We start from the raw sequence: 14,297 nt of genomic DNA on the forward strand, positions 1-14,297 counted from the left end.
GAAGCCATTAAGAAGCCATCGATTAGGAGTGTCGAAATGATTGAACTATCTGTTCCCGGAAAACTATTTATTGCTGGTGAATACGCGGTTGTCGAACCTGGTCATCCTGCAATCATCGTTGCCGTTGACCAATTTATTACGGTCAATGTGGAAGAGGCCCGTAAAAACGGCAGCATCCAGTCTGCCCAATACAGCGACCTGCCGATTCGCTGGACGCGTCGCAAAGGCGAATTAGTCTTAGACCATCGGGATAATCCTTTCCACTATATTTTGGCAGCCATTCGTCTGACGGAAAAATATGCCCAAGAAAAAGGCATTCCCCTTTCCTTTTACGATTTAAAAGTGACCAGTGAACTGGATAACTCGAACGGCCGCAAATATGGCCTCGGTTCCAGCGGCGCCGTGACTGTTGCCACGGTCAAAGCATTGAATCTGTACTATCAAATGGAAATGGATCGGTTGACCCAATTCAAAATTGCGGCTCTTGCCCATCTCGCTGTTCAAGGCAATGGGTCGTGCGGTGATATTGCAGCCTCTTGTTATGGCGGCTGGATCGCTTTTTCAACCTTCGATCACGACTGGGTCTTAGCCAAACAAAAGGACCATACCTTAACAGAATTGATCGCTTTCGATTGGCCAGGATTATCGATCCGTCCCTTGACGGTTCCGAAATCGCTTCGACTATTGATTGGTTGGACAGGCTCTCCTGCCTCTACTTCTGATTTAGTGGATCAAGTCTATCAATCCAAAGAAGAAAAAGAAAACGCCTATGCCGCCTTTTTAGCAGCCAGCAAAGACTGCGTCAATCGATTGATCGACGGCTTCTTAAATGAAGACAGTCGCACGATCAAAAAAATGATCACAGAAAATCGAAAGCTCCTGCGGGAGTTGTCCGCACTGACTGGTGTGCCGATTGAAACTCCAGCACTTAAAAAGCTTTGTGATCTAGCAGAAAATTATTGTGGTGCAGCCAAATCTTCCGGTGCCGGCGGCGGCGATTGCGGTATCGTGATCGTTGACCAAAAAACCGGTATTTTACCATTGATGAGTGCGTGGGAAAAAGCCGAGATCACCCCATTGCCGCTGCATGTTTACCATTACCGGGAGGACCTATCATGAATCGAAAAGATGAACATGTTTCCTTAGCAAAAGCGTTCCATAAAGAACACAGCAACGATTTTGATGCAGTTCGCTTGGTCCACCAGTCCTTTCCGCAAATTGACGTGGCTGATGTGTCAATTACGACGACTGTCTTTGACCGCTCATTTTCCAGCCCTTTTTTCATCAATGCCATGACAGGCGGCAGTGAAAAAACCTTAAAAATCAATCAAGAGTTAGCAGAGATCGCGCAAGCCTGTGATTTGATGATGGCAACCGGCTCCGTTTCGGCTGCCTTAAAAGACCCAAGTGTCGCCGATTCTTTCCGTATCGTCCGTAAAGCCAATCCTGACGGCTTCTTATTAGCCAATATTGGCGCGGGCAGTCCCGTTGAAAATGCACAGCGGGCAGTGGAGCTCTTTGATGCCGATGCCTTGCAGATCCATCTTAATGCACCGCAAGAATTAGTGATGCCCGAAGGCGATCGTCAATTTAGCCAATGGCTGTCCTTATTGGAAAAAACGATTGCTTCCGTTGCCGTTCCGGTTGTCGTCAAAGAAGTCGGCTTTGGGATGTCCCGTGAAACGATTCAGCAGTTACTGGCGATCGGCGTACAAACGATTGATGTTGCTGGCAGCGGCGGCACAAGTTTTACTCAAATCGAAAATGCTCGTCGAAAAAAACGTGAGTTGGCGTATTTAGACACCTTTGGTCAATCCACCGTGATTTCCTTGCTGGAAGCAAATGAGCTCCAACAGCCCTTTACCCGCATCGCTTCAGGCGGGGTTCGAGATGCTTACGATATCTTCAAAGCACTTTGCCTTGGTGCCGATAGCGTAGGACTATCCGCCACGATCCTCGTGCTGCTTTTGTCAAAAGGCAAAGAAGAAACTATCGCCACCTTACAATCATGGAAGGAACAGCTGCAGCTGCTCTACACAATGGCAGGACAGACAAGCACCAAAGACCTTACCAAGGTTCAGCTGATTTTTTCTGGTGCTGTCAAAGAGTGGTGTGAAGCACGTCAGATTCCCTTAGCAAAGTATAGTTTGCGTTAAGCAATCCAATCGCTGACTACCACATCAAATAAGTAAAAGCAGTACAATTCGTTTTTTATTGTACTGCTTTTTTTGTGTTTATTTTTCTATAATAACGGATTCTCCATTTGCAATCCGAACATAAACGTTATTTAATCGCTACTTGATAATCACTTTCATTATCAGGTACGTTGTTTTTTTACCATCTTGGTTTCGAATGTGCTATGCTCAAGTTGAGGGAGGAACAATCGATTATTCCTTGAGAAAAGGATCGGTTTTTCATTCCTAGACTACATTCAAAAGGAGGCGTTTCTTATGAGTAAATCAGAATCGTCGGCTGTTTTTTCAACGATCGCTTGTTTGCTATTGATGGCAACTGGCTTTCTTATGGCATCTTTTTCTATCCCTTATAGCTTTGTCCCCTACTTGTTAGCGATACTTGCCGGGGGTTGGAAACAAACCTGGGAAGGCACGCAAGAATTGGTGCACGACAAACGGTTGAACGTCGATCTACTGATGGCATTAGCCGCCATTGGTGCCTGTATCATTGGCCATTGGTTTGAAGGGGCGATGTTGACCTTTATCTTTTGTTTGAGCGGTGCCCTTGAGGAATATACGACCAACAAAAGTACGCGAGAAATTAGTTCATTAATGGCACTGCAACCAACGACTGCCTTAAAAATGATTGAATCTGGGGAGCTCGTCGAAGTACCAGTCGAAGCCCTTCAGTTAAAAGATACGATTATGGTGGCAAAAGGCAGTGCGATCCCGATCGACGGTATCGTGATCCAAGGAAACAGCAGCGTTGATGAGGCGGCCATCAGTGGCGAATCCATTCCTGTCGAGAAACGTTTAGGCAGTGAAGTCTTTGGCGGAACCATCAACCTCGGGCAGCCATTGTACATTGAAGTTACCCAAACGAGTGAAAACACTCGCTTTGCAAAAATCATTCAATTGGTGGAAGAAGCACAGCAAATGCCAAGTCAAACGGCGACCCTGATTGAAAAAATCGAACGGATCTATGTGCCGATCGTCTTGATCGCCGTCCCGCTAATGATCGTTTTGTGTACGTTTTTCACGAATTGGGGGTTCCAAGAAAGCTTTTATCGCGGCATGGTCTTACTGGTGGTGGCATCTCCTTGTGCCTTAGTCGCCTCTGCTACTCCTGCGACCTTAGCAGCCATTTCTCACGCTGCTCGTTTAGGCGTTTTATGCAAAGGCGGACAAGCCTTAGATGCCTTTGCCAATGTCAAAGCGATCGCTTTTGACAAAACGGGGACGCTGACTCGCGGCAAACCTGCTGTCACTGATGTCCATCTGTTGCTGGATGAACCCTTTATTCCCAAACTGATCGTCGGGATGGAAAAACAATCAAATCACCCATTGGCTGAAGCGATCTTGGCGTATTTTCACGATGAAAAGCCATTGGAATTAGCCGTGGAAGAACAAGCGGGGGTCGGTCTAGCCGCCACTTACCAAGCTGCCCATTGGACGATTGGAAAAGAAGTCGATCTAACCTCTGTTGCTGCCAGTGAGCAAACTCGCATCCACGAATTGAAAGCAGCTGGAAAAACCTTGATTTATATCAATCGTGACCGTGTGTTAGCAGGGTATTTAGCGCTATTGGATCAGCCCCGTCCTGAAGCTCGCGAGAGTCTTGCCTACTTCAATGAGCAGGGGATTCACACGACGATGCTGACGGGTGATCATTTAGGTACTGCTAAAGTGATCGCAGCAGAAATCGGATTGTCTGACTACGAAAGTGATTGCCTGCCTGATGAGAAAACCACTCGGATCAAAGAAATGAAAGAAACCTACAAAATCAATGCGATGGTCGGTGATGGGATCAATGATGCCCCCGCCTTAGCGACCGCAAGTGTAGGAATCGCGATGGGCGAAGGAACTGACGTCGCAATGGATGTGGCGGACATCGTCTTGATGAAAAATGATTTGCTGCGCTTGGTCGACAGTCACCGTTTGGCTAAAAAATTACAGCGGATCATCAAACAAAACATCGTCTTTTCTATCAGTGTCATCTTGTTGCTGATTGCTTCAAACTTCCTTGAATTTCTCACGCTGCCTCTAGGGGTCGTGGGTCATGAAGGAAGCACGATCTTAGTTATCTTAAACGGGTTGCGTATGCTTTTGCCATTACACAAAGAAACACCCCATCAAGCCAAACCAACTCGCAAAGATTGTGATGATTGCGTCTTGTATCAACAGTCTTTGCATACGTGATCACTACTTGCATTAGAAAAACGCCCGTTGTTGGCACTTCACTAGAAGTCCATCAACGGGCGTTTTGCTGTTTTTTCCTATTTATGCGTGATTGGCAAGTTGTTCCGTGTAGAGTTTGCCATCGTACATCTTAAAGAATGGATAATAGCAGAGAATGGAAACCCCTAAGTTGATCAAAGCGATCAGGATGGCTCGGAAATCACCACCGGTTCCTAAAAACGCCCCAATTCCGACTGGCGAGATCCAGGGAATGCCAGTAATGACTTTATCGACAAAGCCAAATGAGCTAGCAAAGTAAGCAATCGTGACGTTGATCAAAGGGGTCATGATAAAGGGGATGATCAAATACGGATTGTAGACGATCGGTGCCCCGAAGATCACTGGTTCATTGATATTAAAAAGTCCTGGTAAGATCGCTGCTTTTCCTAAGACTTTGAGCTGTTGTGATTTTGCCACAAACAGCATCAATAAAACCAATCCAAGCGTACTTCCTGCGCCGCCCATAAAAATATACATGTTCACGAAATCCCCAGCAAAAATATTATTGGCACCATCGATATTTTCCGTTAGAGCCACCAACAGGATGGGATTGATGAAACTATTTTTAATAACAGCCGTCCCATGAACCCCCACTGCCCATAAGAGATGGATAAGGAGCATAATCACGATGATTCCTAACCAAGATCCCGTCAACTCTTTCACAAATTCAAATGGTTTGGACAGCAATCCGTGAAGATCCGTGTGGAAAACCGCCAGTACTCCATTGATCGCCACCATCAAAAAGGCGATCAAAATCGCTGGGATCAATGACGCAAATGCCTTGCTGACTCCATCAGGAACTCCTTCAGGCATCTGGATGGTGATCTTTCTTCTTACACAAAAACGATAGACCGACGTAGCAAGCACTGCGGTGATGATCCCAATAAAGATGCCTACCCCGCTAAAGCGTGTGATCCAACCGCCTATGGCGATCCCATTGTAAACAATGGCGGTTTCGCTTTCTGACTGCAGCAATTGAGCTGCCCCATCGGTAATGTCGACTTGAATGATCGTCATTAAAAAGGCAAACAAACTTAATAACGCCCCTACAAAACTGCTCATAGTCAAATGATCTTCTTTATGATAAATCTCAGTTAAATAATACCCTGTTGCTAAACAATAAAAAACAGCAATCGAGCCGACAGACATCGTGGTCACGACACTATAAAGCGGTGAAAATCGTAAAATCGTTTGTTCGAAAAAGCCAGCCAGTGGTGGAATGATCTGCGGTAAATTATTGATGATCAAAAAGATCGATCCGACGATCGTAAAAGGGACCGTAATGATCCCTGCTTGCATGATTGCGCGAATAAAGCGTAAATTCGCCAACTTATTCAAAGGCGGCATCAAACGCGTTTCTAAAAAGGTAAAAACACTTGTCATCGTTACTCCTCCAACGAAGGGATCGCCCCTTCTTCAATCAGCTTTTGATACCAATAAAAGCTGTCTTTTCTCACTCGTTTTTGTTCTTTTTCCTGTGCATCATTGCGATCCACGTAAATGAAGCCATACCGTTTTCGAATCCCCTCATGTACACTGATCAAATCAATGGCAGACCACGGACTGTATCCGATCAGATCCACCCCAGCATTGATCGCGGCTAAGCATTGGCTGATATGCTGCGACAAATAATCGATACGGTACGGATCATGAACCGTGCCATCTGCTTCTAGATGATCTTCTGCCCCTAAGCCGTTTTCGGTAATGATGATCGGCAAGTGGTAACGATCATAAAGAGTCTGCAACGTCGTTTTCAGCCCCAAGGGATCGATGGTCCAATTGAAGGCATTTTTCTTCAAGAACGTATTGGTGAACCCTTTGTAAAAACCACGCTCCATAATGTCTTCACTTTGCTGATCGCTGATACCGTTTTTCATATCCCCGGCTTCCGTCGGCTGCTCCACTGTCACTGTGGTGTAGAAGTTCATCGCGACAAAGTCAGGCAGAGCCCGTTTCATCAACACCTCATCCTCCGGACCAAAGTCAATCGTGAGCCCGTTTTGGTTCAAATAATCTTGAAAGACCGTGTTGTAACGACCGAAGCAGGCAAAATCAAGGTAAGCCCAGTTCCGGACACTGTTGAAATACAACGCTGCTTGGTTGTCTTCTGGTCTACTAGTCGCCGCATAGACCAACGAAATATTCGGGACCGGTCCGATTTTGCCATTTGGAACGATTTCATGACACGCTTCGAAGGCATATTTTTCAGCGATCATCAGGTGATGAAATTGCTGGTATTTTTCTGATAATGGAATCTTTTTCCCTAATATTTTTTGATCCACCAGCAGCATGATATTTGGTTCATTGATCGTCAGCCAGTGCGTCACTCGATCCCCATAGGCCGTAAACAGCGTTTTGGCATATGCGGCAAATGCCTCAACGGTGCTGCGTTTTGTCCAGCCGCCTTCGTCTTCCAATGCTTGCGGCAAGTCAAAATGGTTCAACGTCACAAAGGGCTGAATCCCGTGTTTCAGCAATTCATCAATGACATCGCTGTAATGATCCAATCCTTTTTGATTGACGGTACCGCGCCCTTCTGGAAAAATTCGCGACCAAGCGATCGAAAAGCGGAAAATTTTGATCCCCATTTCTGCTAACAAGGCGATATCCGCTTTGTACTGGTGGTAATGGTCGACAGCCACTGTAAAATCAGCGATCTCATGGTTGTCTCTTGGACGAGTATCTTGGACACTCAGCCCCTTGCCGTCGGTTTGATATGCCCCTTCGGTTTGGTGCGCGGAAATCGATGCTCCCCATAAAAAATCGGTTGGAAATGTCTGTTTCATATCGTACTCCTTATCCTAAATAAGATGCGTTTGACATCTTAGAATTATTGCTTGCATGGCAAAGACAATATTCTGAATTATCTCTTATTTTTCGCGGTAACGCAAAAAATAACTCCTGTCAAGTAAGACCCTCTTGAAGAGCTGCTACTTAGACACAAAAAAAGCAAAGTCCAGTTTCCTAGACTTTGCTTATGATTTAGAAGTAGCAGCTTATTTTTTCTCTGCTTTGTCTTCGTTCAATAGTGCTTTTCTTGAAAGGTTCACACGACCTTGTTTGTCGATTTCTGTAACCTTCACTAAGATTTCGTCGCCTTCTTTGACAACGTCTTCCACTTTGTTGACCCGTTCGTTCGCAAGTTGTGAAATATGAACTAAGCCGTCTTTGCCTTTGATCAAGTTGACAAACGCACCGAATTTTTCAATACGGACAACTTTCCCAAGGTACACTTCGCCAACTTTTACTTCTTTCGTCAATTCTTCAATGATCTTGATGGCTTTTTGGATCATTTCTGCATCAGCAGAAGCAATCGAAACTTTTCCGTCTTGATCGATATCGATTTTCACGCCAGTTTCATCAATGATGCCATTGATGGTGTCGCCGCCTTTACCGATTACATCTTTGATCTTCGCAGGATCGATTTGGATCATTTCGATCTTCGGTGCGTATTGGCTTAACTCTTCACGAGGAGCAGCCAATGTTGATGTCAATTCATTTAAGATTTCCATCCGCGCTTTTTTCGCTTGATCTAATGCTTCTGTCAAGATTTGTTCAGTGATTCCTTGGATCTTGATATCCATTTGTAACGCAGTGATCCCATCTTTGGTTCCAGCAACTTTAAAGTCCATATCGCCAAGGTGATCTTCTAAGCCTTGGATATCCGTTAAGATCGTGTAGTTTTCACCATCAGATACAAGTCCCATTGCGATACCTGCAACTGGTGCTTTGATTGGCACCCCTGCATCCATCAATGCTAAGGTTCCTGCACAAATACTTGCTTGAGAAGAAGAACCATTTGATTCTAATACTTCTGCAACTAGACGGATTGTGTAAGGGAAGTCTGTTTCATCAGGAATCACTTGTGCTAAAGCACGTTCGCCTAATGCACCATGACCGATTTCACGACGTCCTGGTGAGCCAGCACGACCAGTCGAACCAACAGAAAATTGAGGGAAGTTGTAATGGTGGATGAATCGTTTTGATTCTTCAACCCCTAATCCATCAATGATTTGGTGTTCACCTAAAGGTGCTAACGTACAAGCAGACAAGGCTTGGGTTTGTCCCCGAGTAAATAGACCAGAACCATGAACACGTGGCAATAAGCCAACTTCTGATGCCAATGGACGGATTTCGTCTAATTGACGGCCATCCGGACGAATCTTGTCGATGGTGATCAATTCGCGAACCACATCTTTTTCAAGATCTTCTGCGATTTGTTTCACTTCTTTCAAGAATTGTGCTTCCTCTTCATGTCCAGCAAATTTTTCTGCATACACTTCTTTCACTGTGTCTTTGACTTTATCGATCTCGTCTTCACGAGCCAATTTTTCTTCCGTCATAACAGCAGTTTTCATTGTTTGGTAGTAGCCGTCGAAAATTTCTTTTTTCAAGTCAGCATCTACTTGTAACAATTTGACTTCCATTTTTGGTTTGCCCACAGCTGCGACAACTTCTTCTTGGAAGGCAACCAATTCTTTGATAGCATCAAAACCGAATAATAACGCACCTAACATGTCTTCTTCAGAAACTTCTTTCGCTCCTGATTCAACCATGTTGATGGCTTTTTTCGTTCCAGCTACTGTCAATTCGATATCGGTTTGTTCTGCTTGTTCTACTGTTGGATTCAAGACGTATTCGCCATTGACCCGACCGACATCGACACCAGCGATCGGTCCGTCAAACGGGATATCTGAAATAGATAACGCTAAAGAAGAACCTAACATTGCCGCCATTGCTGGCGTACAATCTTGTTCAACACTCATTACGATGTTTGTAACTTGTACTTCGTTACGGAAGCCTTCCGCAAACATTGGACGGATCGGACGGTCGATCAAGCGGGCAGTCAATGTTGCTTCCGTACTTGGACGTCCTTCACGTTTGATGAAGCCACCAGGTACTTTCCCTACGGCATACATTTTTTCTTCGTAATTGATCGTTAATGGGAAAAAGTCGGTATCTTTTGCTTCCTTAGATGCAACCGCTGCACTTAGGACAACCGTGTCGCCATAACGAACCAATACAGCTCCGTTTGCTTGCTTGGCTAATTGGCCAACTTCTACTTCTAATGGGCGGCCGCCCCAAGTTGTTTTGAATACTTGTTTTTCTGTCATGTTCTGCTCCTTTTCATCGGATCCCAGCAAGTCACTACTAAACAAATGAAAAAATCGGAATGTCGTTCCGCTGCTTTCATTTGGTTAGTAGGATGCTGCTTACAAGGACCCAAAATTCTTTTTGGCTGCGCTTTTTGATTCACCAGTCAAAAGGCCGCTATTTCGGTGTTTCACTTTTTAGATGGCTCGAGCTTACCTGTCAAACTGCATCAGCTGTTTTAGCCGACAATGCAGTCGCAGTGATTCCGCTGCTTGGTCACTACGCTCGTTGCTCTCGCCTAGTACTATTCATCATCTGCTCTGTGCGGCTTGCGCCGCCCAGTCGCAGTGATTCATAGCAAAAAAGTGAGATTCGGGTTGAACCTCACTTTTCTTTGTTTGATTAACGACGTAATCCTAAAGCTTGGATTAATTCGCGGTAACGTTGTACGTCTTTTTGACGTAGGTAAGCTAATAAGTTACGACGATGTCCAACTTTTTTCATCAACCCACGGTATGAATGGTGGTCTTTTTTGTGCATACGTGCATGTTCGTTCAAATGGTTGATTTCTTCTGTTAAAACAGCGATTTGAACTTCTGGAGAACCAGTATCTCCTTCATGACGTGCAAATTTGTTGATGATTTCGTTTTTGCGTTCTTTTGAAATTGCCATGTTTTTCACCTCTTTTTCTTTTTCCCCTGCGACTGAGTAAAACGTTGGTGATTCGTTAAACCAAGTAACAGGTACTGTGCTTTTCACACGTAATTACTTTACTTGATTCTAAGTAAAAAAGCAAGTTTATCTACCTATTCTTTTCGTTTCTTTTGAAAGCTCCTCCAAAACTTATGTTATACTTAGGATACTACTCTATCTAAAGGAAGTGTAAGGATGAGCGTTCTTTCCCGAATCGAGAGCATGAAAAATGAGTTATCGCTTTCTGAGAAGAAACTCTTCGCATTCATGGAGGCCAATCCTGAAAAAGTGCCGTCGATGACTGCGAGTCAATTAGCAGAAGCCACTGGGATCAGTGCACCAACCGTTGTACGTTTTGCGAAAAAAACCGGCTTTGCTAGTTTGACAGATTTAAAAATACAATTATCTGCCGAATCCGGCTTGCGCCACAATGCCAGTGAGCATTTAGGCTATGCCGATGTTGAATTAAACGAGCCCTTTCATGCCATCACCTCAAAATTGAGCCACAATGCCCAGGTGACCATGAATGAGACGGCCCAATTATTAGAAGAACAGCTGATGTTGGCTGCCGCTGAACTGATCGCGACTCGTGAACGCATTTTTGTCTGCGGGATCGGTGCTTCCTCATTGATCGCACAAGATATCCAGCAAAAATGGACTCGTTTAGGCAAGATCGTCGTGTTTGAAAATGACTACAATCTCTTGTTGCCGCAACTTGTCAAAAACGAGAAAAAAAGTCTGGTCTGGGTCATTTCCAACAGTGGACACACGCCTGAGATGGTTCACTTAGCCGAAATCGCTAAAAATCTTGGCGTTCCGATCCTGTCGCTCACCCGCTTTGGTAGCAATCCGTTGACGAAGTTGGCGGATGTTCCCCTGCAAGTGTCCCGTTCCAAAGAAGCCAACCAGCGGAGTGCTGCTACCAATTCAATCATCGCCCACCTATTAGCGGTCGATGTCCTTTTCTATGTCTTTTTAAGTAAAAATGAAAAGCTGGCACGCAATATCTACGCGTCACGCCAAGCCATCGCTGATTTTCGTGAGAAGTATTTGTAAAATGTTAGGGAGCTATAGCCTCCTACTCTTTATTAAAGCGATGACTCTACCCATTGATGAAACGTTTTTTACCAATCAAAGACAAGAGGCTGAATGTCATCAGCCTCTATTTTTTTATGCTGAGCAATGATCCCCGTTGTAGAATGAACTGGACGTTGCATTCATTCTTACTCTGTCTCGCTAGATAGAATCCGCTCCTGTTTTCTCCTTGCTCGCGACTACTTTCCTCATTGCCCCTCCTCCAAATACGAGACTACCCACGAATCAAATAGTTTTTGATACGCAGCTTTTGGGCGGTCTTTTTCTTGATACACCTTTTGTGCGATGGCCGCTTGGAGCCAAAAAATCGCTTGGATCACTTCACGACTAGTCTGAGCCTCAGGTACATCCGCCCAGACGGATAAAGCGATCGCCTGTGTTTGGGCAAGCTGTTCCTGTGCAACTTGTTGTCCATTGGCAAACGTCGTCAACTGGAATTCATTGCTGATTTTTTCGTAGGTTGGATAAGTATAGCCTGCCGCTTCACCTAAGACATAATAGAAAAAATTATCATTGTGATTGATCATGGTATAGCCTTTTTCAAAAAAGACATCTGCCGGCGCCATATTCTGGTTCCAACGGGTCCAATAGGAGATTTGGCAATTCTCCATCAACGTTGTCTGCTCTTGGCGATTCAAGCGGTAAAACCCATCATTCCAGACCCGCACAACAAAGCCGAGACTTTCAACAAAGGCCGTTAGCTCATTGACATAATCAATAAAAACTTCGATTCCGCTAGCTTTTTCCCCATAGCGCTCGCGGGCTACTTCGATCATTTGCGGAAAGTTTTCTAAATGATCAAAATCAATAAACTCATCGGCACCAACATGAAAATAGGTGCTGTCTTCAAACAGTTGCGCATATTCCCGATAAACTTCCTGAATAAAAGCTACCGCTTCTGAATCCAAAATGTTCAGTGCTCGATCATCACGCGTGCCATCGGCTGTCGGTAATTGCCACTCGGGCTTTTGAGCCAACACTTGCCGCAAATGACCAGGAGAATCAAAGTCCGGAATGATGGCAATGCGATGTTCGTGGGCATATGCGATCAATTCACGGATCTCTTGTTTGGTCAAATACTCCTCCGAAACGATTTCTGGAAATTGCTCTGATTCAATGCGAAATCCTTCATTCTCGGAAAAGTGTAGCTGTAGATGGGTAAACTGGAAACAAGCCATACTACGAACGACAGCTTTTAAATCCATCAAGGAGTAAAATTTGCGACCAATATCGATCATTAAGCAACGTTCGGGGATAGCCGCCGTATAAGAACCTTCCCGCAATTGATCAGTAAAGAAATCTCGCCAATATTTCGTTGTAGCAGGATAGACCTTCTCAGGAGTTGAGACAATGATCTGTTGCTTCTCAAAACGAAAATCCGCATCAAGTGATGGCCTGAGAACGATTTGGGGTTGGTGGTCTGGCATTTGCCAGCCCATTGTTGCAAAAAGAGCGGTTGCTTTTTTATAATCTAGGAATTCATTGTGTGCTTCATTCATCTTCGTTTCTCCCAGTACAATTAATAATTTGTTCCCTTTTATGAAGGTTCCTTTCTATCATAACACCTGATTATAAGAACGTTTTCATTTTGAGAGATTTCTTAATAAGTACTAGTCAGAAAAGCCGGTCCTGTGTATGTTGGTTAATTGCCTATTCAAACGATCATCCCAGTAAAGCCAACAATTCTCATGTAGTTGTCGATCGATTCGTTATAACTTTTCTGGAAGGATGTGAATGGGAAAAAGAGCCAGCTTCCCAATGATGTTTCGCTCCCCTACACTACTACAAAAGAAAAATCAGCTGAGCTGCAATTGGCCTTTACTATTGAAACAGTCCCTGCTCCAAATAATCCACCAACGGACCCAAGTACTTTTTATCTGTCCAATCACAATCTTGTCCGTTGGCTTCCATGAGCGCCTTCATCTGCGGATCATAGGTGTTAGGCGCTTTCTTAGCCGCAGCTTTTCTTAACATTTTCACTAAGTTTCGATCAAAGAAATTCATTTTGCTTTCCTGCCATTGTCCTCTGCCGTAAAAAAGGGGGATGTCTTTTAGCGGACCCGTGAGATTCTGTTCTCTGAGTTTTTTCACAACATCTTCTTCTGGAGCAGAGGCTCCCGCACAAAAGATAAGTATCTCTTTGTCTTTTAGCTGGTTGGTATTCTTTTTTAAAAAGGACAGTCCAGCAATACCCGATGCATAGATTCCCCCACAGAAGATAATTGTGTCATAATCCATTACTTCAGTTATTTTCGCTTTTGGGGTTTCTAGGCTGGAAAAACCTGTTGCATCTTGAAGCCAGTGGACATACTTTTTGACAGCGCCGTATTTCGATTGATAAACAATAATGCCGTTTTTCATGGGGGAACTCCTCTCTGCAGTTAGGACTGCACCTTATGGTTTTGTGCCAGCAATTGCTTGTTCTAAAAACGTTTCGTACGCTTTTTCCTGTTGTGCATAGATTTCATCTAGTGGAATACCGGGTGTCGTTACTGAGAAAATCGTACCGATTCCGATCGTGTAAATGAGCATATGCATGTGTAGCTGTTTGGCGGTTTCTATACTGATATTCAAATCGACGGCAATCCTTTGGGCTACTTGAGGATTCGTCTCCAACTGATACAGATCTTCTAATGACGAAACATTCGCTCTTTTTTGTAAGACAAAAATACTCAAAATATGGGGTTCTTCTTTCGCCAATTGCAAATACGCGTGTCCGGTACTGCGAAACAGATCCTGGGGGTCGCTATGGGCTTCTAGATACGCTTGTAAAAATTGCCGTGCTTTCTGCTCCACTTCTGTTCGCAGGCCCTCCATATTGGTGCAGTAACTATAAATGGGCTGGACTGAACAGCCTAACTTCTCGGCAATGTTCTTGACGATCACTTGCTCCATACCGCCTTTTCGTGCAATCTCAAAGGCGGCATCAACCACCATTTCCTTTGTTATTCGTTGTTTCGGCATTCATTGCCCTCCCTAAGCACAAGTTGCGTTATATAAACT

Annotated in this window: 11 protein-coding genes; 4 read left to right on the plus strand and 7 right to left on the minus strand. The window is 44.5% G+C overall.

Translation table 11 applies throughout. The features are described 5' to 3' along the window. The first annotated feature begins 36 nt into the window (after positions 1-36). The 3 genes from IGI82_RS15255 to IGI82_RS15265 all read left to right on the plus strand — a co-directional run bounded on the left by IGI82_RS15255 (position 37) and on the right by IGI82_RS15265 (position 4,373). Positions 37-1,119, plus strand: a complete 1,083-nt coding sequence (locus IGI82_RS15255; protein ID WP_005233792.1) for a phosphomevalonate kinase — start codon at positions 37-39, stop codon at positions 1,117-1,119. After that, positions 1,116-2,156: a type 2 isopentenyl-diphosphate Delta-isomerase gene (fni, locus tag IGI82_RS15260; protein ID WP_438842446.1), complete on the plus strand. Its 1,041-nt coding sequence runs from the start codon at positions 1,116-1,118 to the stop codon at positions 2,154-2,156. Before IGI82_RS15255 ends, fni begins: the two co-directional genes overlap by 4 nt. Positions 2,157-2,450: 294 nt before the next feature. After that, positions 2,451-4,373 carry a heavy metal translocating P-type ATPase gene (locus IGI82_RS15265; RefSeq protein WP_375818250.1) on the plus strand — a complete coding sequence of 641 codons (1,923 nt, stop codon included), beginning with the start codon at positions 2,451-2,453 and terminating at the stop codon, positions 4,371-4,373. An 81-nt stretch (positions 4,374-4,454) separates the two neighbouring features. Here the strand turns inward: IGI82_RS15265 and celB are convergent, their stop codons facing one another. From celB to rpsO, 4 genes are all read right to left on the minus strand, one after another. Next, positions 4,455-5,795 (minus strand): PTS cellobiose transporter subunit IIC, encoded by a 1,341-nt coding sequence (gene celB, locus IGI82_RS15270; protein WP_284590755.1) that lies wholly within the window; start codon positions 5,793-5,795, stop codon positions 4,455-4,457. Between the two features lie 2 nt (positions 5,796-5,797). Then, a complete protein-coding gene (locus IGI82_RS15275) occupies positions 5,798-7,198 on the minus strand; it encodes a glycoside hydrolase family 1 protein (protein WP_115232808.1) in 1,401 nt (466 codons plus the stop codon). Positions 7,199-7,408: 210 nt separating this feature from the next. After that, positions 7,409-9,526: a polyribonucleotide nucleotidyltransferase gene (gene pnp, locus IGI82_RS15280; RefSeq protein WP_005231801.1), complete on the minus strand. Its 2,118-nt coding sequence runs from the start codon at positions 9,524-9,526 to the stop codon at positions 7,409-7,411. A gap of 382 nt (positions 9,527-9,908) precedes the next feature. Next, positions 9,909-10,178, minus strand: coding sequence for a 30S ribosomal protein S15 (gene rpsO, locus IGI82_RS15285; RefSeq protein WP_005228072.1), 270 nt, complete (start codon positions 10,176-10,178; stop codon positions 9,909-9,911). A 216-nt stretch (positions 10,179-10,394) separates the two neighbouring features. Here rpsO and IGI82_RS15290 point away from each other — a divergent pair, with 216 nt between their 5' ends. After that, positions 10,395-11,255 carry a MurR/RpiR family transcriptional regulator gene (locus IGI82_RS15290; protein WP_121260722.1) on the plus strand — a complete coding sequence of 287 codons (861 nt, stop codon included), beginning with the start codon at positions 10,395-10,397 and terminating at the stop codon, positions 11,253-11,255. Between the two features lie 227 nt (positions 11,256-11,482). Here the strand turns inward: IGI82_RS15290 and IGI82_RS15295 are convergent, their stop codons facing one another. The 3 genes from IGI82_RS15295 to IGI82_RS15305 form a co-directional block, all read right to left on the minus strand. Then, on the minus strand, positions 11,483-12,793 hold the full coding sequence (locus IGI82_RS15295) for a family 20 glycosylhydrolase (RefSeq protein ID WP_438842447.1): 1,311 nt from the start codon (positions 12,791-12,793) through the stop codon (positions 11,483-11,485). A gap of 322 nt (positions 12,794-13,115) precedes the next feature. Further along, positions 13,116-13,655, minus strand: coding sequence for a flavodoxin domain-containing protein (locus tag IGI82_RS15300; RefSeq protein WP_438842448.1), 540 nt, complete (start codon positions 13,653-13,655; stop codon positions 13,116-13,118). 33 nt (positions 13,656-13,688) lie between these two features. Continuing rightward, a complete protein-coding gene (locus IGI82_RS15305) occupies positions 13,689-14,258 on the minus strand; it encodes a TetR/AcrR family transcriptional regulator (protein ID WP_115232821.1) in 570 nt (189 codons plus the stop codon). Positions 14,259-14,297 lie beyond the last annotated feature (39 nt).

The organism is Enterococcus sp. AZ067 (assembly GCF_051715005.1).
GTDB classification, from domain to species: Bacteria; Bacillota; Bacilli; order Lactobacillales; family Enterococcaceae; genus Enterococcus_D; species Enterococcus_D casseliflavus.